This is a genomic window from Aestuariivirga sp. (genome assembly GCF_044238155.1).
Lineage (GTDB): Bacteria > Pseudomonadota > Alphaproteobacteria > Rhizobiales > Aestuariivirgaceae > Aestuariivirga.
This window is the reverse complement of record NZ_JBIIDX010000046.1, coordinates 1-20,568: the sequence shown is the minus strand read 5'-3', so window position 1 is coordinate 20,568 and position 20,568 is coordinate 1. Positions and strand designations below refer to the sequence as shown.

General features: G+C 60.6%; 19 protein-coding genes. 12 read left to right on the top strand and 7 right to left on the bottom strand.

Features of this window, described 5'->3' with window-relative positions; genetic code table 11:
• The coding region (locus ACILRN_RS06660; protein ID WP_395686707.1) for a PQQ-dependent sugar dehydrogenase at positions 1-1,025 on the top strand (1,025 nt) is incomplete at its 5' end.
• Between the two features lie 19 nt (positions 1,026-1,044).
• On the opposite strand, the gene hutU is transcribed toward ACILRN_RS06660, so the two are convergent.
• From hutU to hutI, 4 genes are read right to left on the bottom strand one after another with little or no spacing between them, the layout of a single operon-like run.
• Positions 1,045-2,715, bottom strand: a complete 1,671-nt coding sequence (gene hutU / locus ACILRN_RS06655) for a urocanate hydratase (protein WP_395686706.1) — start codon at positions 2,713-2,715, stop codon at positions 1,045-1,047.
• Between the two features lie 12 nt (positions 2,716-2,727).
• Positions 2,728-2,913 carry a hypothetical protein gene (locus tag ACILRN_RS06650; protein WP_395686704.1) on the bottom strand — a complete coding sequence of 62 codons (186 nt, stop codon included), beginning with the start codon at positions 2,911-2,913 and terminating at the stop codon, positions 2,728-2,730.
• Positions 2,914-2,933: 20 nt separating this feature from the next.
• Positions 2,934-3,665 (bottom strand): histidine utilization repressor, encoded by a 732-nt coding sequence (gene hutC / locus ACILRN_RS06645; protein ID WP_395686703.1) that lies wholly within the window; start codon positions 3,663-3,665, stop codon positions 2,934-2,936.
• Positions 3,662-4,858 carry an imidazolonepropionase gene (gene hutI / locus ACILRN_RS06640; protein WP_395686701.1) on the bottom strand — a complete coding sequence of 399 codons (1,197 nt, stop codon included), beginning with the start codon at positions 4,856-4,858 and terminating at the stop codon, positions 3,662-3,664. Before hutI ends, hutC begins: the two co-directional genes overlap by 4 nt.
• Before the next feature lie 47 nt (positions 4,859-4,905).
• Here hutI and ACILRN_RS06635 point away from each other — a divergent pair, with 47 nt between their 5' ends.
• Genes ACILRN_RS06635 through ACILRN_RS06615 form a run of 5 tightly spaced genes read left to right on the top strand, consistent with a single transcriptional unit; the run spans position 4,906 to position 10,731 of the window.
• Positions 4,906-6,273, top strand: a complete 1,368-nt coding sequence (locus ACILRN_RS06635) for a formimidoylglutamate deiminase (protein ID WP_395686699.1) — start codon at positions 4,906-4,908, stop codon at positions 6,271-6,273.
• Entirely contained in the window at positions 6,270-7,802 is a 1,533-nt protein-coding gene (gene hutH, locus ACILRN_RS06630) for a histidine ammonia-lyase (RefSeq protein ID WP_395686697.1), read from the top strand. The genes ACILRN_RS06635 and hutH overlap by 4 nt, the downstream gene beginning before the upstream one ends.
• 9 nt (positions 7,803-7,811) lie before the next feature.
• On the top strand, positions 7,812-8,576 hold the full coding sequence (locus tag ACILRN_RS06625) for an SDR family NAD(P)-dependent oxidoreductase (RefSeq protein WP_395686696.1): 765 nt from the start codon (positions 7,812-7,814) through the stop codon (positions 8,574-8,576).
• Positions 8,573-10,120 carry an AMP-binding protein gene (locus ACILRN_RS06620; RefSeq protein ID WP_395686695.1) on the top strand — a complete coding sequence of 516 codons (1,548 nt, stop codon included), beginning with the start codon at positions 8,573-8,575 and terminating at the stop codon, positions 10,118-10,120. Before ACILRN_RS06625 ends, ACILRN_RS06620 begins: the two co-directional genes overlap by 4 nt.
• Entirely contained in the window at positions 10,117-10,731 is a 615-nt protein-coding gene (locus tag ACILRN_RS06615; protein WP_395686693.1) for a 2-hydroxychromene-2-carboxylate isomerase, read from the top strand. The genes ACILRN_RS06620 and ACILRN_RS06615 overlap by 4 nt, the downstream gene beginning before the upstream one ends.
• A 193-nt stretch (positions 10,732-10,924) precedes the next feature.
• Here the strand turns inward: ACILRN_RS06615 and cysN are convergent, their stop codons facing one another.
• The gene (gene cysN / locus ACILRN_RS06610; RefSeq protein ID WP_395686691.1) at positions 10,925-12,832 is read right to left on the bottom strand and encodes a sulfate adenylyltransferase subunit CysN; all 1,908 of its coding nucleotides are present in this window, start codon (positions 12,830-12,832) and stop codon (positions 10,925-10,927) included.
• Entirely contained in the window at positions 12,832-13,725 is an 894-nt protein-coding gene (cysD, locus tag ACILRN_RS06605; protein ID WP_395686710.1) for a sulfate adenylyltransferase subunit CysD, read from the bottom strand. The genes cysN and cysD overlap by 1 nt, the downstream gene beginning before the upstream one ends.
• Positions 13,726-14,111: 386 nt before the next feature.
• On the opposite strand from cysD, the gene ACILRN_RS06600 reads away from it, so the two are divergent.
• The 6 genes from ACILRN_RS06600 to glnT all read left to right on the top strand — a co-directional run bounded on the left by ACILRN_RS06600 (position 14,112) and on the right by glnT (position 19,930).
• Positions 14,112-14,768: a helix-turn-helix domain-containing protein gene (locus tag ACILRN_RS06600; protein WP_395686690.1), complete on the top strand. Its 657-nt coding sequence runs from the start codon at positions 14,112-14,114 to the stop codon at positions 14,766-14,768.
• A 1-nt stretch (position 14,769) separates the two neighbouring features.
• Positions 14,770-15,510, top strand: coding sequence for a ribonuclease (locus ACILRN_RS06595; protein ID WP_395686688.1), 741 nt, complete (start codon positions 14,770-14,772; stop codon positions 15,508-15,510).
• A gap of 110 nt (positions 15,511-15,620) precedes the next feature.
• A complete protein-coding gene (locus ACILRN_RS06590; protein WP_395686686.1) occupies positions 15,621-16,523 on the top strand; it encodes a glutamine amidotransferase family protein in 903 nt (300 codons plus the stop codon).
• The gene (locus ACILRN_RS06585; protein WP_395686684.1) at positions 16,520-17,203 is read left to right on the top strand and encodes a protein GlxC; all 684 of its coding nucleotides are present in this window, start codon (positions 16,520-16,522) and stop codon (positions 17,201-17,203) included. The genes ACILRN_RS06590 and ACILRN_RS06585 overlap by 4 nt, the downstream gene beginning before the upstream one ends.
• A 12-nt stretch (positions 17,204-17,215) precedes the next feature.
• Complete coding sequence (locus tag ACILRN_RS06580) at positions 17,216-18,544, top strand: FMN-binding glutamate synthase family protein (RefSeq protein ID WP_395686682.1); 1,329 nt, start codon at positions 17,216-17,218, stop codon at positions 18,542-18,544.
• A gap of 81 nt (positions 18,545-18,625) precedes the next feature.
• Positions 18,626-19,930, top strand: coding sequence for a type III glutamate--ammonia ligase (gene glnT, locus ACILRN_RS06575; protein ID WP_395686709.1), 1,305 nt, complete (start codon positions 18,626-18,628; stop codon positions 19,928-19,930).
• 29 nt (positions 19,931-19,959) lie between these two features.
• Here glnT and ACILRN_RS06570 read toward each other — a convergent pair.
• Positions 19,960-20,568 (bottom strand): GlxA family transcriptional regulator (locus tag ACILRN_RS06570; protein WP_395686680.1); only part of this gene is annotated, 609 nt, incomplete at its 5' end.

Below are 20,568 nucleotides of genomic sequence, written 5' to 3'. Positions count from 1 at the left end.
TGCGGCTTGAAACCGTGGCTCAGGGATTTGACCGTCCTTGGTCGCTCGCCTTCCTGCCGGGTGGGGCGATGCTGGTCACCGAGCGCCGGGGCGATCTGCGCGTGGTCTCGCCCGGCGGTGAGGTTTCCGCGCCGCTCGTGGGTCTGCCACCCATTGCAGCCGAGGGTCAGGGCGGCCTGCTCGACATTGCCCTGCATCCCGATTTTGCTGACAACCGCCTGATGTTCCTGTCCTTCGTCGAACGGCGCGGCGATAGCTTCGGCGCCAGTGTGATGCGCGGCCGCCTGGCTGATGATCTGGCCCGGCTTGATGATGTGCGTGTCATTTTCCGTCAGCAGCCTGCTGTCGACACCGTCCAGCATTTTGGCGCAAGGCTGGTTTTTGATCGCTCAGGCGCTGTCTTTCTCACCACTGGCGACCGCGGTTACAGGAAGGCTGTGCAGGATCCAGGCACACATATCGGCAAGATCATCCGCATCACTCCGGACGGTGACGCGCCGTCCGACAATCCAAGACCCGAAGGCTGGCTGCCTGAAATCTGGTCGATCGGCCATCGCAATATTCAGGGTGCGGCGCTCCATCCGGAGACCGGAGAGCTGTGGACGGTCGAACACGGCGCCAAGGGCGGCGACGAATTGAACCGCCCGGAGGCGGGAGGCAATTATGGCTGGCCGGTCATCTCCTATGGCGTCGAATATTCAGGCGCACGCATCGGCGAGGGCAAGGCAATGGATGGCATGGAACAGCCCGTTCATTATTGGGATCCGTCGATCGCGCCCTCTGGCATGGTGTTCTACACCGGAGGTCGTTATCCGGGTTGGCAAGGCAACCTGTTCATCGGCGCACTGGTGCAGGAACATCTGTCAAGGGTCGTTCTGACAGACAACAAGGTCACCGGCGAGGAACGCCTGTTCGATGGCTTTGCTCGCATTCGCGATGTGCGTCAGGGTCCGGATGGTTTCCTTTATCTGCTGACCGATGAAGAGGCGCCCAATGGCAGCATTCTGCGGATCGTGCCGGGTTGACGCAGCCGCTGCGATATCCTCACATAGTGATTCCGGGCAGCTTCAGTCCCTGCTGTTTTGCGCAGGCCACCGCGTCCTCGTAGCCCGCGTCGGCATGGCGCATCACGCCGGAGCCGGGATCGTTCCACAATACGCGCTCGAGCCGGCGTGCCGCGTCATCGGTTCCATCTGCTACGATCACCATGCCTGCATGCTGGGAATAGCCGATGCCCACGCCGCCGCCATGATGCAGTGACACCCAGGTGGCGCCGCTCGCGGTGTTGAGCAGCGCGTTGAGCAACGGCCAGTCGGAGACCGCGTCGGAGCCATCGATCATCCCTTCCGTTTCGCGGTTGGGCGAGGCGACCGAGCCTGAATCGAGATGATCGCGCCCGATCACGACGGGTGCATCGAGTTCGCCATTGCGCACCATTTCGTTGAAGGCCAGCCCCAGCCGGTGGCGCTGTCCGAGTCCTACCCAGCAGATGCGGGCGGGCAGGCCCTGGAACGAGATGCGCGCGCGCGCCATGTCGAGCCAGTTGTGAAGGTGCGGGTCGTCCGGGATCAACTCCTTCACGCGCTGGTCGGTCTTGTAGATGTCCTCTGGGTTGCCAGACAGTGCTGCCCATCGGAATGGCCCCACGCCGCGGCAGAACAGCGGCCGGATATAGGCTGGCACGAAGCCCGGGAAGGCAAATGCATCCTTCAGCCCCATGTCGAGCGCCATCTGGCGGATGTTGTTGCCATAGTCGAGCACTGGCACACCCATCTTCCAGTAGTCGAGCATGGCTTGCACATGCGCCTTCATCGAGGCCATGGCGGCAGCCTTGACGGCCTGCGGATCGGAGACGCGCTTGTCCTCCCATTCGGCAAGCGTCCAGCCGGCGGGCAGATAGCCGTTCACCGGGTCATGCGCCGAAGTCTGGTCGGTCACCGCATCGGGGCGGATGCCGCGGCGCACGAAGTCCGGCACCATTTCGGCGGCGTTGCCCAGCAGCCCGACGCTCACGGCCTTGCCCTCGCTGTGCGCACGGCTGACGATTTCGAGTGCGTCTTCGATGGTTCTGGCCGTGGTATCGAGATAGCGGGTCCGCAACCGCGCCTCGATGCGCGATGGCTGGCACTCGATGGCGATCATTGAGGCGCCTGCCATGGTGGCGGCCAGTGGCTGCGCGCCACCCATGCCGCCCAGTCCTGCCGTCAGAAACCACTTGCCCTTGAGATTGCCGCCATAATGCTTGCGGCCCACCTCGGCGAAGGTTTCGTAAGTGCCCTGCACGATGCCTTGCGTGCCGATATAGATCCAGGAGCCGGCCGTCATCTGGCCGTACATCATGAGTCCCTTCTTGTCGAGTTCGTTGAAATGGTCCCATGTGCCCCAATGCGGGACCAGGTTGGAATTGGCGATCAGCACGCGCGGCGCATCCTTGTGGGTGCGGAAAATGCCAACCGGCTTGCCGGACTGCACGAGCAGCGTCTCGTCCGCCTCAAGCCCGCGCAGGCCGGCGACGATCTTGTCGAAGGCCTCCCAATTGCGCGCCGCCCGGCCGATGCCGCCATAGACCACGAGTTCTTCCGGCCGTTCGGCAACGCCGGGGTCGAGATTGTTCATCAGCATGCGCAGCGGCGCTTCGGTGAGCCACGACTTGGCGGAGAGCGTGGTGCCAGTGGGGGCCTTGATGACGCGGCTGTTGTCGCGGCGGGTGGTCATGGACGTGGCTCCTCAAGCTAGATGGTGTTGGTGTGTGCAACGGCGCGCCGCGCTGGCCCGCATCTCATCACCCCCGGGCTCGACCCGGGGGTCTTCTTCCCGTGCGGCGATGAAGAGGATTCCCGGATCAAGTCCGGGCATGGTGATGTGCTGGCGTTCATCGCGCTGGAACGTCTCTTCGCCGGTATCGATAAGCATGCACGCGTCATGGTCACCGCCTATTGCGACAGCGCGCCGCGCGCCGTGGTCCGGTGGCGGCTGTAAAGCGCATAGCGGCTGGCGGGGTAGGTGAGGGTGACGACCGTCGCCACGCGGCCCTGGCTCCAGGAGCGGCGGTGCAGCGCCAGGCAGGGTTCCAGCGGCGTGATGCCCAGCAGCCGTTGCTGCTCGGCTGTTGGCAGGCAGGCCTCCACCGTGTGCTCGAGTTCATTCACCGGCGTTGCTGCCAGCAGCACGGCGGTTGGCGTGGTCGTGGTGAAGTCGCGCTCGAGAAAATCCGGTACCACGAGCGGGTTGACGTAGCGGTCCTCAAGCTGCACCGGCACGCCATTCTCCTCATGCACCATTACAAGGTGATGGAGTCTCGTCAGCGTGCGGTCCTCGAACTCTTCCGCGAGCGCCGGGTTGCAGTCCGTGCTGGCCTTGGCGATGAGGCGAGCCGAATAGCGATGGCCGCGCTGGGCGATTTCTCCGGCAATGTCACGGAGCTCCACAAGGCTGGACAGGGCGGGTGCCTCGCGCACGAAGGTGCCAACACCCGGTACGCGGGCAAGGAAGCCTTCTGCCGTCAGTTCGCGCAGCGCGCGATTGGCCGTCATGCGGCTGATTCGGAAACTTTCCACCAGTTCGTTTTCGGATGGAACGCGCCGCCCAGGAGCCCAGGCGCCGGAGCGTATGTTGCCGAGGATGTGATCCTTCACCTGGGCATAGAGCGGCAGTGCTTCGCTCATGACAGGTCTCCCCGCACCAGTTTGCCGTTGCGGATCACGGCCTTCAGGGGATTGAGGCCCAGCGGATAGGCAAGCTCGCCCGGCCGCTCGATGTCCCACAGCGCAAGATCCGCCTTCATGCCAGGGGCGATGACGCCGCGGTCCTTGAGGCCAAGCGCTCTTGCGGCATTGGCGGTGAGGCCCAACAAGGCCTCCTCTGGCGTCAGCGCAAACAGCACGCAGGCCATGTTCATCGTGGCGAGCAGCGAATGCACAGGCGAGGACCCGGGGTTGAGATCGGTGGCGATGGCAACGGGTACTCCGGCCTTGCGCAGTGCCGTCACCGGCGGCAGCTGTGTCTCGCGCAGATAATAGAAGGCGCCTGGCAGCAGCACGGCCGCAGTGCCTGATCCCGCGATCGCGTCAACGCCGCTCTGGTCGAGATATTCGATATGGTCCACGGAGAGTGCGCCGAAACTCGCTGCCAGCTTTGCGCCACCGAGGTTTGAGAGTTGCTCGGCGTGCAGCTTTACGGGCAGGCCACAGGCTCTTGCGGCCTCGAAGACCCGGCGCGTCTCTTCAACGGAAAAGGCGATACCCTCGCAGAAGGCGTCCACCGCATCCGCGAGCTTCTCCCGCGCCACCAGCGGGATCACCTCGTTGCAGACGAGATCGACATAGGCGGCGCGGTCGTCCCTGAACTCCGGCGGCAGGGCGTGGGCGCCGAGGTAGCTCGTAACTACATCCACGGGCCGGACCCGGGAAAGCCCCCGCGCCACCGAAAGCATCTTCACTTCGGTTTCGCGGTCGAGGCCATAGCCGGACTTGATCTCCACGGTCGTCGCGCCTTCCGCCAGCAGGCAGTCCAGCCGCTTCAGCGCCGCTGCGCGAAGTTCCGCCTCGGATTGGCTGCGCGTGGCCCGCACCGTGGAGGCGATACCGCCGCCAGCCTTGGCGATTTCCGCATAGGACACGCCGGTCAGCCGCTGTTCGAACTCATGCGCCCGGCTCCCGCCGTAGACGAGATGGGTGTGACAGTCGATGAGGCCCGGGCTCACCAGTCGCCCGCCGCAGGCAACCGTTCGCCCGCCTCCGGGCGCCTCGACCCGTGGCCCGACCCAGGCAATGCGCTCATCCTCAAGCAGGATCGCCGCATCCTTGATCAGGCCATAGCCGCCACGCATGGTGGCGGCGTCGAGGTGGGTCAGCAGCATTCCGGAACACTCTTGTATAAGGTTGTATATACAGTATAGTCCCTGGCATGCAAAGCGGCAATTTTCACTTTTCCGACATTCTCACGGCCAATGGATGGCGCAGGGACGTTACGGTGCATGTCGGCCCGGATGGCAACATCCAGGAGCTACAAAATGGCTACGGCAGCAACGCAAAACGCATCCGCGGCATCGCGGTTCCCGCCATGCCCAACGTCCATTCCCATGCGCATCAGCGGCTAATGGTCGGCTTGGCCGAGCGCTCCGGTCCGGGGGCTGACAGCTTCTGGACCTGGCGTGAACTGATGTATGGTTTTTCCTCGCAACTTCAACCAGATGACTTGGAGGCCGTGGCTGCACAGCTGTATCTCGAGATGCTCCAGGCTGGTTTTTCTGCGGTTGGCGAGTTCCAATATCTGCATCACCAGCCTGACGGCACAGCCTATGCCAACCCCGCCGAAATGAGCCTCCGCTGCCTTGCGGCCGCCTCCACTGTCGGGCTAGGAATCACAATACTTCCAACACTTTACGCCTATTCCGGCTTCGGCGGGCAGGCGCCGCTTGCAACCCAGCGCCGCTTCATCACCGATGCTGATCAGTTCCTGGGTATTGTCGATAGCTTGTCTATACAAGTAAAAAGCCAGCCGCTTCAACAGCTTGGTATTGCCCCGCATTCGCTGCGCGCGGTTACGCCCGCCTTGCTGCGCGAGGTTCTCTCTGCCATTCCCGCTACTGCGCCCGTGCACATCCATGTTGCCGAGCAGCTCAAGGAAGTTTCTGATTCGATTGCATTTTCCGGCCTTCGCCCGGTTGAATTCCTGCTCCGGGAATTTGCGCTGTCCGATCGCTGGACGGTCATTCATGCCACCCACATGACCCCCGCCGAAACCGAGGTTCTTGCAAGATCTGGCGCTATTTCAGGGCTTTGCCCGACGACCGAGGCCAATCTGGGGGATGGTGTTTTTCCCGCCACCGCCTACCTCAGCGCTGGTGGCCGCTTTGCCATCGGTTCCGACAGCCACATCAGCGTGTCGCCTGCGGAGGATTTGCGCATGCTCGAATATTCCCAGCGCTTACGGGATTTTACGCGCAATGCGCTGGCCGGTGGCCCCAGCCGGTCGACGGGCCGCAATCTCTATGGACTGGCGCTGGAGGGTGGGGCGCGGTCGTTGAACCAGCCCATTGGCGCCATTGCACAAGGTCGCCGTTGTGACATCGCCGTGCTCGACGAAGACCATCCCCTGCTTGTTGGACGTTCGCAGGATCAGGCCATTGACAGCTGGATCTTCTCCGGCGGCACTCAGCTCGTGAAGGACATGATCGTTGCTGGACGGCATCTGCTTAAAGATCGCCGGCACCTGCTTGAAGATGAAATTGCCCACAGGTTCAGGGCTGTCGTGGAAAGGCTTGCACCATGATTGTCATAGGAGATCAGCCACTTGGCCTTGCTGAGATCGGCGCCGCACTGGCTGGCCCCGTTTCAGTCCGCCTGAGTAGCACTGCCGAAGACCGCATCCGGCGCTCGGCCGAAACCGTTCGTCGCCTGCTCAACACGGGTGAAACGATCTATGGCGTGAACACCGGTTTTGGCAAGCTGGCAAAGACCCGCATCGCCGCAAATGATCTGGGACGGCTGCAGGTCAACATCGTGAGATCGCATGCCGCAGGAGCGGGTGAGCCATTGTCTGCGGGTGTGACCCGGCTCATTCTGCTGCTGAAGATCGCAGCTCTGTCAAAAGGGGCCTCCGGCATTTCAAGCTCGGTCATGGCGGCCCTGATCCATCTGCTGAACGCTGACGTGCTTCCGGTCATCCCGGGGCAGGGGTCCGTGGGCGCCTCCGGCGATCTGGCGCCGCTCGCTCACATGAGCCTCGTATTGATTGGTGAAGGCGAGGCCAAGATAAAGGGCGTGCGGATGAGTGGCAAAGCCGCACTGCAAGCCGCTGGAATTCAACCCGTGGCGCTTGGGCCGAAGGAAGGGCTGGCGCTGCTCAACGGCACCCAGGTATCGACTGCGCTGGCATTCGCCGGTCTCGTGGCAGCCCAGCGCAATGCTGCCGCCGCCATATTGGCCGGTGCGATGTCGGTTGATGCGGTGATGGGCTCCGATACGCCATTCGATCCACGTATCCATGCACTCCGTCCGCATCCCGGACAGCTACTCGCTGCCACGCACTACCGCCACCTGCTCGAGGGCAGCGCCATCCGGGCCTCACATCTAAAGGACGATGATCGCGTGCAAGATCCCTACTCCTTTCGTTGCCAGCCGCAGGTAATGGGCGCTTGCCTCGACCTTCTGGCCAGTGCGGCACGGACTCTGACCATCGAGGCCAATGCTGTTTCGGACAATCCACTGGTTTTCGCGGATGATGACGCTGTGCTGTCAGGCGGCAACTTCCATGCCGAGCCCGTCGCCTTCATGGCTGACATGATTGCCATGGCAGTGGCCGAAATGGGCTCGCTTGCAGAAAGACGCGTGGCAGCCCTGATCGACTCTTCCATCTCGCTTCTGCCTTCCTTCCTCATTCGTAATCCTGGCCTCAACTCCGGCTTCATGATTCCACAATGTACGGCGGCAGCCCTGATGAGCGAGAACAAGCAACTCTCACATCCTGCCTCTGTTGATTCGGCGCCCACCTCCGCCAACCAGGAGGATCACGTTTCCATGGCTACGCATGGTGCACGGCGCCTCGGCCCCATGAATGCCAATCTGGCCCGTATCATCGCGATCGAGCTGATGGCCGCTGCCGAAGGCATCGAGTTCCGCCGTCCACTCACGTCATCCCGACCGCTCGAACAGGCGCACGCGCTGATCCGCACCATCGCAGCTCGCCGGGACGAGGACCGAACCTTCTCGGATGACATTGAGTCCCTTGCGGGCCTTGTCGAAACAGGCGGGTTCGACTGCTTTGTGCCAGGCCTTCTCAGCAGCCTCGACTGCCGCTAGATGAGCAGCATGACGCTGTTTGATCTCTCCGGCCGTGTGGCAGTTATCACCGGCACCAGCCGTGGCATCGGCCGGGAGTTGGCCCTTGGCTTTGCAGCTGCAGGAGCGATCGTGGTGGGCTGTGCGCGTAGCTATGAAGGCGCCGAGGCCACCGCCGCTGAACTGCGGGGCAGGGGCCATGAGACGCTGCCCGTGCTCGCTGATGTTTCAACACCGGAAGGCGCAGAGGCCGTGGTAGCGGCTGCCGTGCGCCGCTATGGCCGGCTCGATATCTTGGTCTGTAATGCCGGCATCAACGCGAAGAAGGCCGCACTCGATTTTTCTGCGGCTGACTTCGACACGGTGATCAGTGGAAATCTTCGCGGCTATTTCCTCTGCGCGCAGGCCGCGGCGCGACAGTATCTGCGCCAGGGCCGCGGCGGCGTCATCGTCATGAATTCCTCGAATGCGTCAGTCGCTGCTTTCCAGGATATAACGCCCTATTGCGCTGCCAAGGGAGGAATTGACATGCTGGTGCGCGGCCTCGCTGCTGAGTGGGGACCACACGGCATTCGCGTCAACGCATTCAACCCAGGGTACACGAAGCACTCAATGACCGACGAAGGACAGGCCTATCTCGCTGAGGCGGAGGCAGGCATTATCGCCCGGACGCCGCTGCGCCGCATGGCGGAGATGCACGAAATGGTCGGCCCGGCGCTGTTCCTCGCCTCAGATGCGGCAAGCTTCGTCACCGGCGCCATTCTTCTTGCTGATGGAGGCTGGTGCGCCCAGTGAACCATCTCCACCCATGGCCAGCACTGGTACATGCCGCAAGGACGTGGCCCGGCGCCGAGGCGCTGGTCTTTCCGCACCAGCAGGCGCGCCTCAGTTTCTCACAGGTTCATGAAGAGGCCCTTGCACTGGCGGGGGCGCTTGCGGTGCGTGGCCTCAAACGTGGCACACATGTGGCTTTGCTCGCTGAAAATCGAATAGAATGGCCGGTCGTGCAGATGGCCTGCGCCGCGCTCGGCGCCGTGCTCGTACCGCTCAACACCCATTACCGCCGCAATGATCTCGCCTATACCCTGAAGCAGTCTGATGCAGAGGTACTGTTCTGTTCCACGGAGTTCCGCTCCAATCCCTATCTCGCCCACGTCAACTCGCTTCGTGATGAACTGCCCAGCCTGTCACATGTTTTTACACTGGAGCGAGACTACCCGGCGCTGATTTCAGAAAAGCATGGTTTTGTTCCGGCGATGCCCGTGGCTGAAGGCGCTGCTGCGCTTCTTTACACGTCGGGCACCACCGGTTTTCCAAAGGGAGCGCTCCTGTCGCATCGCGCCATGATGATGGTTGGCGCCAACAGTGCTGCGCGCCTTGGCCTTCGGAGCGGTGATCGCTGGACTTCCATCATTCCTCTCTTTCACTGCGCAGGCTGTATATTGAACCTTCTCGGTTGCCTCAGCCACGGCGCAGCCTATGTAGGTGTGCCTGCCTTCGACCCTGAAAACATGTTCCGGGTGATTGAAAGTGAGCGCTGTACTTTTCTCTCAGGCGTACCCACCTCTTACCTGGCCATGCTCGATCATCCAGCGCGTCAGCAGTACGATTTGTCATCCTTGCGCGCTGGCAGTTGTGGTGGCGCTGATTGCAATCCTGATGTCCTGCGCCGCTGTGCTGAGGAATTTCCGATGACGGGGCTGTCACAGGTCTATGGTCAGACGGAAGGTGCGACGCTTTTCGTCTGCCCGGCAGCAGACGACCCGTTGCGCTGGGAGACGGCCGGCCTGCCGCTTCCTGGCTATGAGATCCGAATTGCCGATCCCCAGACACTCGTACCGCTTGGATTTGGCGAGACGGGCGAGATTCAGGCAAGAGGTTCCATGGTGATGGAAGAATACTACAAGAACCCCGAGGCCACTGCCGAAACGATCATCTCCGGTGACTGGTTGCGCACGGGTGATCTCGGCTACATCAGGCCGGATGGCAGGCTTGTTGTCTCCGGGGGCAGGCTGCGTGACATGATCATTCGTGGTGGTGAAAACATCTACCCTGCGGAAGTCGAAATCCTTCTGCAGCAGCACCCGGCCGTTGCGGAAGTTGCGGTGTTTGGTGTGCCGGATCGCTATTATGGTGAAGTCGTTGCTGCAGCTGTAAAACTGTCCTCTACAGCAACGGCGTCTGAACTCAGATCACTGTGCGCCGAGCGGATTGCACGGTTCAAGGTTCCAGCCGTCATCTATAAGGTCGATCGCTTTCCGCTGACGCCATCGGGAAAGATCCGCAAGGTGGAGCTTCGTGAGTGGGCCCGCGACAACCGCATGGAACAGCTACCATGAGCGGTCTCTCCTTTTGGTTTGACGTTCATTCGCCCTGGGCCTATCTGGCTGCCGGACGCGTGGGCGGTATCGCCCGCAAACATGGGCTCGAACTCAACTGGCGACCCTTGCATCTGCCACGCCTGCTCGAGGCAATCGGTGGATTGAGACCGCTTGAGACCTCGCCGCAGCGTGTTGCCTGGTTCCGGCAGGACATTCAGGATTGGGCTGAGCTTCAGGGCATGCCGCTTCGCCAGCATCCGGCCTATCCTCTGCGCAACGCGCGTGCACTGCGCGCATGTCTGCTTGCGGCTGACGAAGGCAGGGCAGAGAGTTTTGTATGCCGCGTGCTAAAGGGCTATTGGGCAGAGGAAGCTGACATCACCGATCTTGACCAGCTTGCCCAATGGGGGGCCGAAGCCGGTCTGAAGCCGGACACCGTGAGGGCGGCGGCTGTCAGCGAACAACTCAAGGCCCGGCTGCAAGCCAATACTCAGGAGGCGATCGAGCGCGGCGTCTTTGGCGTTCCCACTGTCGATACCGGCCAAAAACTATACTTCGGCAATGATCGGCTCGACCTGCTCGACATTCATCTCTCGCAGCGCCAGCCTTCATCTCCAATCAATGGTTGAACAAGCAGCCTGCTGGGATAGCAAATCTAACATTCTGTAAGTTGACGGGCAGATCGAACCGGGGAATCGTTGGCCTGTGCATCATGGCAGAGTCATCTGGCCAGCGGTTATGCCAGACAAGCATCAAAGCCGTTGATGCCGATCTGCCCAGCAGCTCAGGTTCCCGCCACGACGCGTTCCTGCCCTGAACGACTTAGGCCTTGGTGAGCCTGCCCCTTTCCTTCAGATAGCTCACCACAGTGTCCGCTGCGCCTTCGGCAGTCAGTTTTGTGGTGTCAATGCGCAGCTCCGGGTTTTCTGGGGCCTCATAGGGCGATGAAATGCCGGTGAAGTGCTTGATCTCGCCGCGCCGGGCCTTGGCGTAAAGCCCCTTGACGTCACGGCGCTCAGCCTCTGCAAGCCTAGTGTCGACGAAGATTTCGACAAACTCATCTTGCTCCAGCAATTCGCGCGCCATCAGTCGTTCTGAGCGGAATGGCGAGATGAATGAGACCAGCACGATAAGGCCGGCATCGGCCATCAGTCTCGCCACTTCAGCGACCCGTCGGATGTTTTCGACACGATCTGCATCCGAGAAGCCGAGGTCGCGGTTCAGCCCATGGCGCACATTGTCGCCATCCAGCAGATAGGTCATATGTCCGGCGGCGTGCAGTTGCTTCTCCACCAGATTTGCGATGGTGGATTTTCCTGCACCCGAGAGGCCGGTGAACCACAGCACCGTTGGCTTCTGGCCCGCCAGTGCCGCGCGTGAAGCTTTGTCGACGTCAACCGCCTGCCAGTGAATATTCGCCGCCCGGCGCAGGGCAAAGCGGATGAGCCCCATGCCTACGGTGTTATTGCTGAACCGGTCAATGATGATGAATGAACCGAGATTGCGGTTGTCGGCATATGGCGCGAAGGCAATGGCGCTGTCGAGCTCCAGATTGCATACGCCGATCTCGTTGAGCTGAAGCGTCTTCGCAGCGACGTGCTCCATGGTATTGACGTTCACCTTATGCTTGATCTCCTCAAGCGTGCCGGGCACCGTCTTGGTCGATGACTTGATCAGGTAGGGTCGTCCTGGCAGCATCGGCTCGTCGCTCATCCACAGAATTTCGACCTGGAACTGATCTGACACTTCCAGCGGGTCCTTGACGGTGCAGATCACGTCGCCGCGGCTGATGTCGATCTCGTCTTTCAATGTCAGAGTAAGCGACTGGCCTGCATATCCCGCCGTAAGGTCGCCATCATAGGTGACGATGCGGTCGACGATGGAACTGCGGCCAGACGGCAAGGCCTTGATTGCATCTCCGGGCCTTATCGTTCCGGATACGATGGTACCGGAGAATCCCCTGAAATTCTGGTTGGGCCTGTTCACCCACTGCACCGGCAGCCGAAACGGCTTGTCCGCCAGGTCGTCGCCGACCGGAACAGTCTCGAGGTGCGCCATCAACGTCGGCCCATGATACCATGGCATGTTGAGGGAGCGCTCGATCATGTTGTCGCCGAGCAATGCGGAAACGGGAATGACCGTCACGCCCTCCGCACCAAGAGACTTGGCGAAATCCCGATAGTCAGCTGCGATGCGATTGAACACCTCCTCGCTGAAGCTCATCAGGTCCATTTTGTTGACCGCGACCACGAGATGCCGGATGCCAAGCAGCGTGCAGATGAAAGTATGACGGCGCGTCTGGGTCAATACGCCCTTGCGTGCATCAATGAGAATGATGGCAAGATCGGCGGTCGATGCGCCAGTTGCCATGTTGCGGGTATATTGTTCGTGGCCTGGAGTATCGGCCACGATGAACTTGCGCTTGTCAGTTGTGAAGGCCCGATAGGCCACGTCGATGGTGATCCCCTGCTCGCGTTCTGCCGCCAGCCCGTCGACCAGAAGCGCGAAATCAAGATTACCCCCCTGGGTGCCCATCTTGCGCGAATCGGCCTCGAGTGCGGTGAGCTGGTCTTCAAACAGCATCTTTGCCTCATAGAGCAGCCGCCCAATCAGGGTGGACTTGCCGTCATCAACCGAGCCGCAGGTAATGAAGCGCAGCAGGTCCTTCTGCTCCTGAGCTGCGAGATAGGCCTCGACGTCACCGCCAGTGAATTCGATGAAACGTGACATCAGAAATATCCTTCCTGCTTTTTCTTTTCCATGGAGGCTGCAGCATCCTTGTCGATCACGCGGCCCTGGCGCTCGGATGACGTCGCAACGAGCATTTCCTCTACGATATCAAGCAGGCTTGTGGCGTCTGACTCGATGGCGCCGGTCAGCGGGTAACAGCCGAGGGTTCTGAAGCGCACCTTGCGCATTTGTGGTGTCTCACCGGGGTTGAGGCGCATGCGCTCGTCATCGACCATGATCATCTGGCCGTCACGCCAGACGACGGGTCGTTCGGCGGCGAAATAGAGCGGCACGATGTCGATGTTTTCTCGGTGGATGTACTGCCAGATATCGAGCTCCGTCCAGTTTGACAGAGGGAAGACGCGAATCGATTCCCCCCTGTTCTTGCGCGCGTTGTAGAGATCCCACAGCTCAGGCCGCTGATTCTTGGGGTCCCAGCGGTGACGGCTGTCACGGAAGGAGAAGATCCGTTCCTTGGCGCGTGATTTTTCCTCGTCACGCCGCGCTCCGCCGAATGCAGCATCGAAACCATGTGCGTCGAGCGCCTGCTTCAGCGCATCGGTCTTCATGATCTGGGTGTGAAGTGCCGATCCGTGATCGAAAGGATTTACGTTCTTGGCAACGCCATCCTGATTCTTGTGAATGATCAGCTCCCAGCCATATTTTCGCGCCGTGGCCTCGCGCATGGCGTACATGTCGCGGAACTTCCAGCCGGTATCGACATGCAACAGCGGGAAGGGTGGCTTCGATGGGAAGAATGCTTTGATGGCCAAGTGCAGCATCACGGCCGAATCCTTGCCGATCGAATAGAGCATCACCGGTTTCTCGCATTCGGCAGCAACTTCGCGAATGATGTGGATCGATTCCGCCTCAAGTTTCTCGAGATGCGTCAGCGCGGGACTGGTCTCGCGCGCGGCTACAGGGGTTTGCCGGGCAATCCAGCTTCTCACCTTCTCGATCGTCCGCGTCGACGGCGACCGGCCTTTGCGAAGGTCGAAGACGAAATTGGGGTCTCCGACGGCCTGCTTGCCCAGTGCAGACGGGTCCATGCCCGCAGAGTGCAGAAATCGGTCAATTTCTGAAAGAAACGATTGAACAATCGTATCGGGCATAGGAAATATCCTTTCGTGCTCCGGAATTTTTTTACTGATTAATCCGATGAACCAAAAATGGGAAGTAAAAACTGCCTAAAATAGGAAAAATCCGATTATCGTGGATTATCAGCTTGCTTGAGCTTGGATGTGCAAAAGGATAGTATTTTTCCTGGGAGGAAAGTGCCTTGGACAGAACCATTAAACCAAGACGGCACAAAAGCGAGGCCCCTCTCGACTTTCAGGACCCGCATGGCCATGCCGGGGCGCAGGGCAAGTTGCTGGAACAGGCCATCGGCCGAGAGGTCAAGATTTTTCGGGAGAAGCTTGGACTGACTATCGCCGAGTTGGCCAAGGCGGCGGACATGTCGGCTGGCATGCTGTCCAAGATCGAGAATGGAGCAACATCGCCCTCCCTGTCCTCGCTGCAGGCGCTGGGCCAGGCACTGCAGGTGCCCGTTACGGCCTTCTTCAAGTCATATGAAGAAATTCGGGATGCCACTTTTGTCAAAGCAGGACAGGGCCTTACCATCGAGCGCCGCGGCACCCGCGCGGGCCATCAATATCAACTGCTCGGTCACAGCCCGCACGGGCCAGTCATGGTTGAGCCCTATCTCATCACGCTTACCCATCAGTCCGACGTGTTTCCGACCTTTCAGCACGCTGGCCTGGAGTTTCTCTATATTCTCGAGGGCAATGTCGTTTACCGTCATGGTGGCAAAACTTATGACATGCATCCTGGCGATGCCTTGTTTTTCGATGCGGACGCGCCGCACGGCCCCGAGGAGTTGCGCCAGTTGCCGATCCGCTATCTGTCGGTCATCAGCTACCGCCGCGAGGAATAGCATGCGGCGGAAGTGGAGCTTCTCGCTCCTTGCCGCCGGAATGATGGTGGTTGTCGCGGTTCACGGGCGCGCGGTTTCTGCGACCCCGCCATTTTACATTCTCGCCCTCAACTGGCAGCCCGCCTTTTGCGAAATGAATGCCGGAAAGCCGGAATGCCGCTCGCAGACGAAGCTAAGCTTCGATGCGGGTAACTTCGCTTTGCATGGTCTCTGGCCACAGTCACAGCGCCTGCGGTACTGCAATGTTCCCGACAAGCTGCGCCAGGCATCTGCTGAGGGGCGCTGGCGTGAGCTTCCTGTCCTTCCGCTATCGGTCGAAACTGCGGCGGAGCTTGACAGGGTAATGCCTGGGCGGAGGTCCTTCCTGGACCGGCACGAGTTCGTCAAGCACGGTACTTGCCATGCCGTGCCAGACGCCGAAATCTACTTCCGGGATTCGCTTCGCCTGCTGCGATCTATCAATGCCTCCCCCGTTCGCGAGCTGATGAACGACAGCATTGGCAACTGGGTGAGTGCCCGCCAGATCCGGGACAGCTTTGATCGTGCGTTCGGGCCCGGAGCGGGCGACCGGGTGCGCGTGGTCTGTCGACATGATGGCGGACGGCGGCTCATCAGCGAAATCACAATCGGCTTGCGAGGCGATATTCCAGGCGGTGAACGCCTCGAAGATATGCTCCAGGCTGCTCCGTCAGTTCGCCCGGGCTGCCCCGGTGGTGTGGTTGACGCGGTTGGCCTGCAGTAACCGCATGCCTGTCTGCAATTCCTGAAGTGAAAAAAATATTCCTGACAGTTGAATAAACTGAGGCTTATGCTATATTTTTGAGCACTTAGACCCCATGAAGGGAGTTCAACATGTGCGGCATCGCCGGCCTATATCTCAAGAATCCTGCTCTGCACGCCAAGCTTGGGGCTCTGTTTGCGCCCATGCTGATTGAAATGACGCAGCGTGGCCCGGACTCGGCGGGGGTGGCCATCTATCGCAATCCCGTCAAGCCCACGGAGATCAAGTTTTCGCTCGCGCACGACGATCCGGAGTACAATTGGAAGCATATTGACGCGAGCCTCGAGGACAGCCTCGATTGCGACGCCCGCATCAGCCAGATTGCCAACCATTGCCTGCTGGTGACCACCGCCCGCGAGGATGATGTGGTCAAATGGCTCAAGGCCAATGCGCCGGGGGTGCGCATCGTCGGGTCGGGGCACATGGTTGAAATCTTCAAGGAAACCGGCCTTCCAGCCGACGTCTATCGCACGTTTGGCCTTGCGGACGCATCCGGCAGCCACATCATCGGGCATACGCGTATGGCAACCGAAAGTGCGGTGACCACGGCCGGCTCGCATCCTTTTGCCACGGGCAGCGATCTTTGCCTCGTGCACAACGGCTCGCTTTCCAACCATAACAGGCTTCGCGAGAATCTGCGCCGCGCAGGCATGGAGTTCCAGACTGAAAACGACTCGGAAGTCGCTGCAGCCTACATGACCTGGAAGCTGCGCAGCGGAGCAACGCTTCGAGAAGCTCTCCAGGATGGACTCAAAGATCTTGACGGCTTTTACACCTTTCTGGTCGGAACGGCAGACGGGTTTGCCGTTCTGCGTGATCCGATCGCGTGTAAGCACGCGGTGATTGCCGAAACCGACGATTGGGTTGCGATGGCCACGGAATACAGGGCCATTGCGAGACTGCCCGGCGCCGACAGTGCACGCATCTGGGAGCCGGAGCCTGCGACCATTTATTCATGGGGTGGCAACGCATGAACGAGCTTGATCTCACGGCCACTGGCGTCACCGCCGTCAACCAGACCCTTTACAAGGTTCCCAGAAACTCCAACGAACGTGACTGGACGATTCGCAACCCCATGGGTCAGCATGCCATTGCCTGTGGACTTGATGGACCCCTGCGCGTCGACATCATGGGTCATGCTGGGTTCTACTGTGGCGGCATGAACAAGGAGGCAGAGATTACCATTCATGGCCACGCCGGTGTTGGCGTTGCAGAAAACATGATGTCGGGCGTGGTGTGGGTGAAAGGTAATGCCTCGGAGTCGGCGGGCGCCACGGCGAATGGCGGTCTGCTCGTCATTGAAGGCGATGCGTCCTCGCGCTGCGGCATTTCCATGAAGGGTGTGGACATCGTCGTTGGCGGTTCGGTCGGTCACATGTCTGCCTTCATGGCTCAGCGCGGCAATCTTGTCGTCTGCGGCAATGCTGGCGAGGCGCTCGGCGACTCGATCTATGAGGCGCGGATTTATGTGCGGGGACGGGCTGACAATCTGGGCGCCGACTGCATCGAGAAGGAGATGCGCACCGAGCATCTGGAGGATCTGGCCCGGCTGCTGGAACGGGCGCGCATGAAACACCGCCCACAGGAGTTCCGGCGCTATGGCTCTGCCCGCAAGCTCTACAACTTCAATGTCGATCACGCCGACGCCTACTGAGGAGCGAGATCCATGGACACCAATATCCCACGCACGCCACCGCGCAAGTCCGCCACGTTCGATGATTACACGCTTGCCGAAATCCGCCGTGCGGCAACAACGGGCATCTATGACATTCGCGGCGCCGGCGCCAAACGCAAGCTTCCTCATTTCGACGATCTGTTGTTTCTCGGCGCATCGATCTCGCGATATCCGCTTGAGGGCTATCGGGAGAAATGCGGAACCGACATTGTGCTGGGAACGCGCTTCGCCAGGAAGCCCCTTGAACTCAAGATCCCGATTACCATCGCCGGAATGAGTTTCGGCTCGCTCTCCGCCCAGGCCAAGGAAGCGCTCGGTCGTGGTGCATCCATGGCCGGCACCTCGACGACAACGGGTGATGGTGGCATGACGCCGGAGGAACGTGGCCAATCTCGGCATCTCGTGTATCAGTATCTGCCATCACGCTACGGCATGAATCCGGATGATCTGCGCAAGGCTGACGCCATCGAAGTTGTGGTGGGGCAGGGCGCCAAGCCTGGTGGTGGCGGCATGCTGCTGGGTCAGAAGATTTCAGACCGCGTGGCGCAAATGCGCTGCCTGCCCAAGGGCATCGATCAGCGCTCGGCCTGTCGGCACCCGGACTGGACGGGGCCTGATGATCTTGAAATCAAGATCCAGGAGCTTCGCGAGATCACCTGCTGGGAAAAGCCGATCTACGTAAAGGTTGGCGGCACACGGCCCTATTATGATGTGGCGCTGGCCGTCAAGGCAGGTGCAGATGTGGTGGTGCTGGATGGCATGCAGGGCGGCACGGCTGCGACCCAGGAAGTCTTCATTGAGCATGTTGGCCTGCCGACGCTGGCCTGCATCCGTCCCGCCGTGAAGGCGCTCCAGGATCTGGGTATGCACCGCAAGGTGCAACTCATCATCTCCGGAGGCATCCGTTCTGGGGCGGATGTCGCCAAGGCGCTCGCCCTCGGGGCGGATGCGGTGGCAATCGGCACCGCTGCACTGGTGGCGCTCGGCGACAACGATCCCCACCTCGAGGAGGAATACAAGGCCCTCGGGACAACCGCTGGCGCTTATGATGACTGGCATGAAGGCCGCGACCCAGCAGGCATCACCACTCAAGACCCGGTGCTGGCTCAGCGCCTTGATCCGGTAAAGGCTGGCCGGCGCCTGTCAAACTACCTCAAGGTCATGACGCTCGAAGCCCAGACAGTTGCCAGGGCCTGTGGCAAGAGCCACCTGCATAATCTCGAGCCGGAGGATCTGTGTGCCCTCACGGTCGAGGCCGCGGCGATGGCGCAGGTGCCCTTGGCAGGAACAGGCTGGATTCCGGGCCGGGGAGGGTACTAATATCACCGCCGGAGAACCTGCCGGCCCTTTGTCGATCGAGGGTCGAATTTCGACAACAGAAACTTGGGAGTGAAACGTATCATGGGCGATCTCGCCTCTTATGCCAAACAGAACGGCATCAAATTCTTCTTGTTCAACTTCACCGATCTGTTTGGGGTCCAGCGTGCCAAGCTCGTTCCGGCTGAGGCGGCCGGCAAGATGCAGAAGGCCGGCGCTGGTTTCGCTGGCTTCGCCACGTGGCTTGACCAGACGCCCGCGCATCCGGACATCCTCGTGATGCCTGACACCAACTCGGTGATCCCGTTGCCGTGGCGGCCGGACGTCGCGTGGGTCGCCGGTGAGCCCTGGATGAACGGAGAGCCGCTTGCCCAGGCGCCGCGTGTCGTGCTGCGGAAACTCACCGAGCACTATGGCAAGAAGAACATGAAACTGATGGCGGGTGTTGAGCCAGAGTTTCATCTGACGAACGCAGATGGTTCGGCAGTGTCCGACCATCGTGATACCGCCGACAAGCCCTGTTATGATCAGGCGGCCATCATGCGCCGCCTCGATGTGATTGGCGAAATCTGCACGACCATGACCAAGCTGGGCTGGGGCCCCTATCAGAACGACCATGAGGATGCCAATGGCCAGTTCGAGATCAACTGGAACTTCAACGATGCGTTGACGACAGCCGATCAGCTTGCCTTCTTCAAGTTCATGGTCAAGGCCATTGCCGAGAAGCATGGACTCCGCGCGACCTTCATGCCGAAGCCCTTCATCAACCTCACGGGCAATGGCTGCCATGTTCATCTTTCGGTGTGGACGAACGACCGCAAAAAGAACCTGTTTGATGATCCGAAGGGCGAACTCGGTGTTTCCAAGCTCGGCTATCACTTCCTGGGCGGTCTCATCAATCACGCCGCCTCGATGTGCGCCATCACCAATCCGACGGTGAATTCCTACAAGCGCATCAATGCGCCCCGTACCATTTCCGGCGCCACTTGGTCGCCCTCTTCCATCACCTATGGCGGCAACAACCGCACGCACATGGTGCGTATTCCGGACGGCGGACGCGCCGAGTATCGTTTGCCAGATGGTGCGGCGAACCCCTACCTGCTTCTCGCCTCGATCCTCGTGGCAGGCATGCATGGTGTCGAAAAGCAGATCGACCCTGGCAAGCGCCTCGACATCGACATGTATGCAGAGGGGCATACCGTCAAGAACGCCAAGAAACTTCCTCTCAACCTGCTGGATGCGCTACGCGCCTTCGAGCAGGACAAGTATCTCCAGGAGATGCTCGGTCAGGAGGTCTCACAGGGCTATCTCAAGCTCAAGCACAATGAGTGGAACCAGTATTGCCGCCATCTTACCCAGTGGGAGCGGGACAACACGCTGGACTGCTGATTGCCGCTGCAATCTCCGGCAGTCTGAATTCAATGCCCCGGCTTGTCCGGGGCATTTTTTCTTCTTGCTGCGCCAGCTTTGCGCTCCGAGGCTGGCGTGACGCCAAAGGCTGCGCGGTAGGTGCGTCCGAAGTGGCTGGCGCTCGAAAAACCGCATCCGAGCGCAATCTCGGTGATCGAAACCGCAGATTGGCGAAGCAGGTCTCTTGCCCGTTCCAGCCTGATGTTGCGATAGTGGTCGGCGTAACTCATGCCAAGCTTTTCGGCAAACAGCCGGTCGAGTTGGCGGGTGGAAATTCCAACTCGCCGGGCGGTCTCGCTGCGCCGCAGAGGTTCACCCGGGTAGCTGTCCATCAGCTCAAGAGCAGCTGTCAGCCGCAAGTCATGAATGCCGTGCCGCGAGATGGGCGATGCGCGCTGGGCACTCTGTGCAGGGCGAATATCCGTATGCATGAACCAGTCCGATACATGGCGGGCCAGTTCAGGCCCGTGCCTTTCGGCGATCAGGGCGTGCATCATGTCCAGTGGCGCGGTGCCGCCAGCACATGTCAATCTGCTACGGTCGATGATGTAGATGGATCGAGACAGCAGCACGTTGGGAAATGCTTCAGCGACTGCTGGCGCATGTTCCCAGTGAAC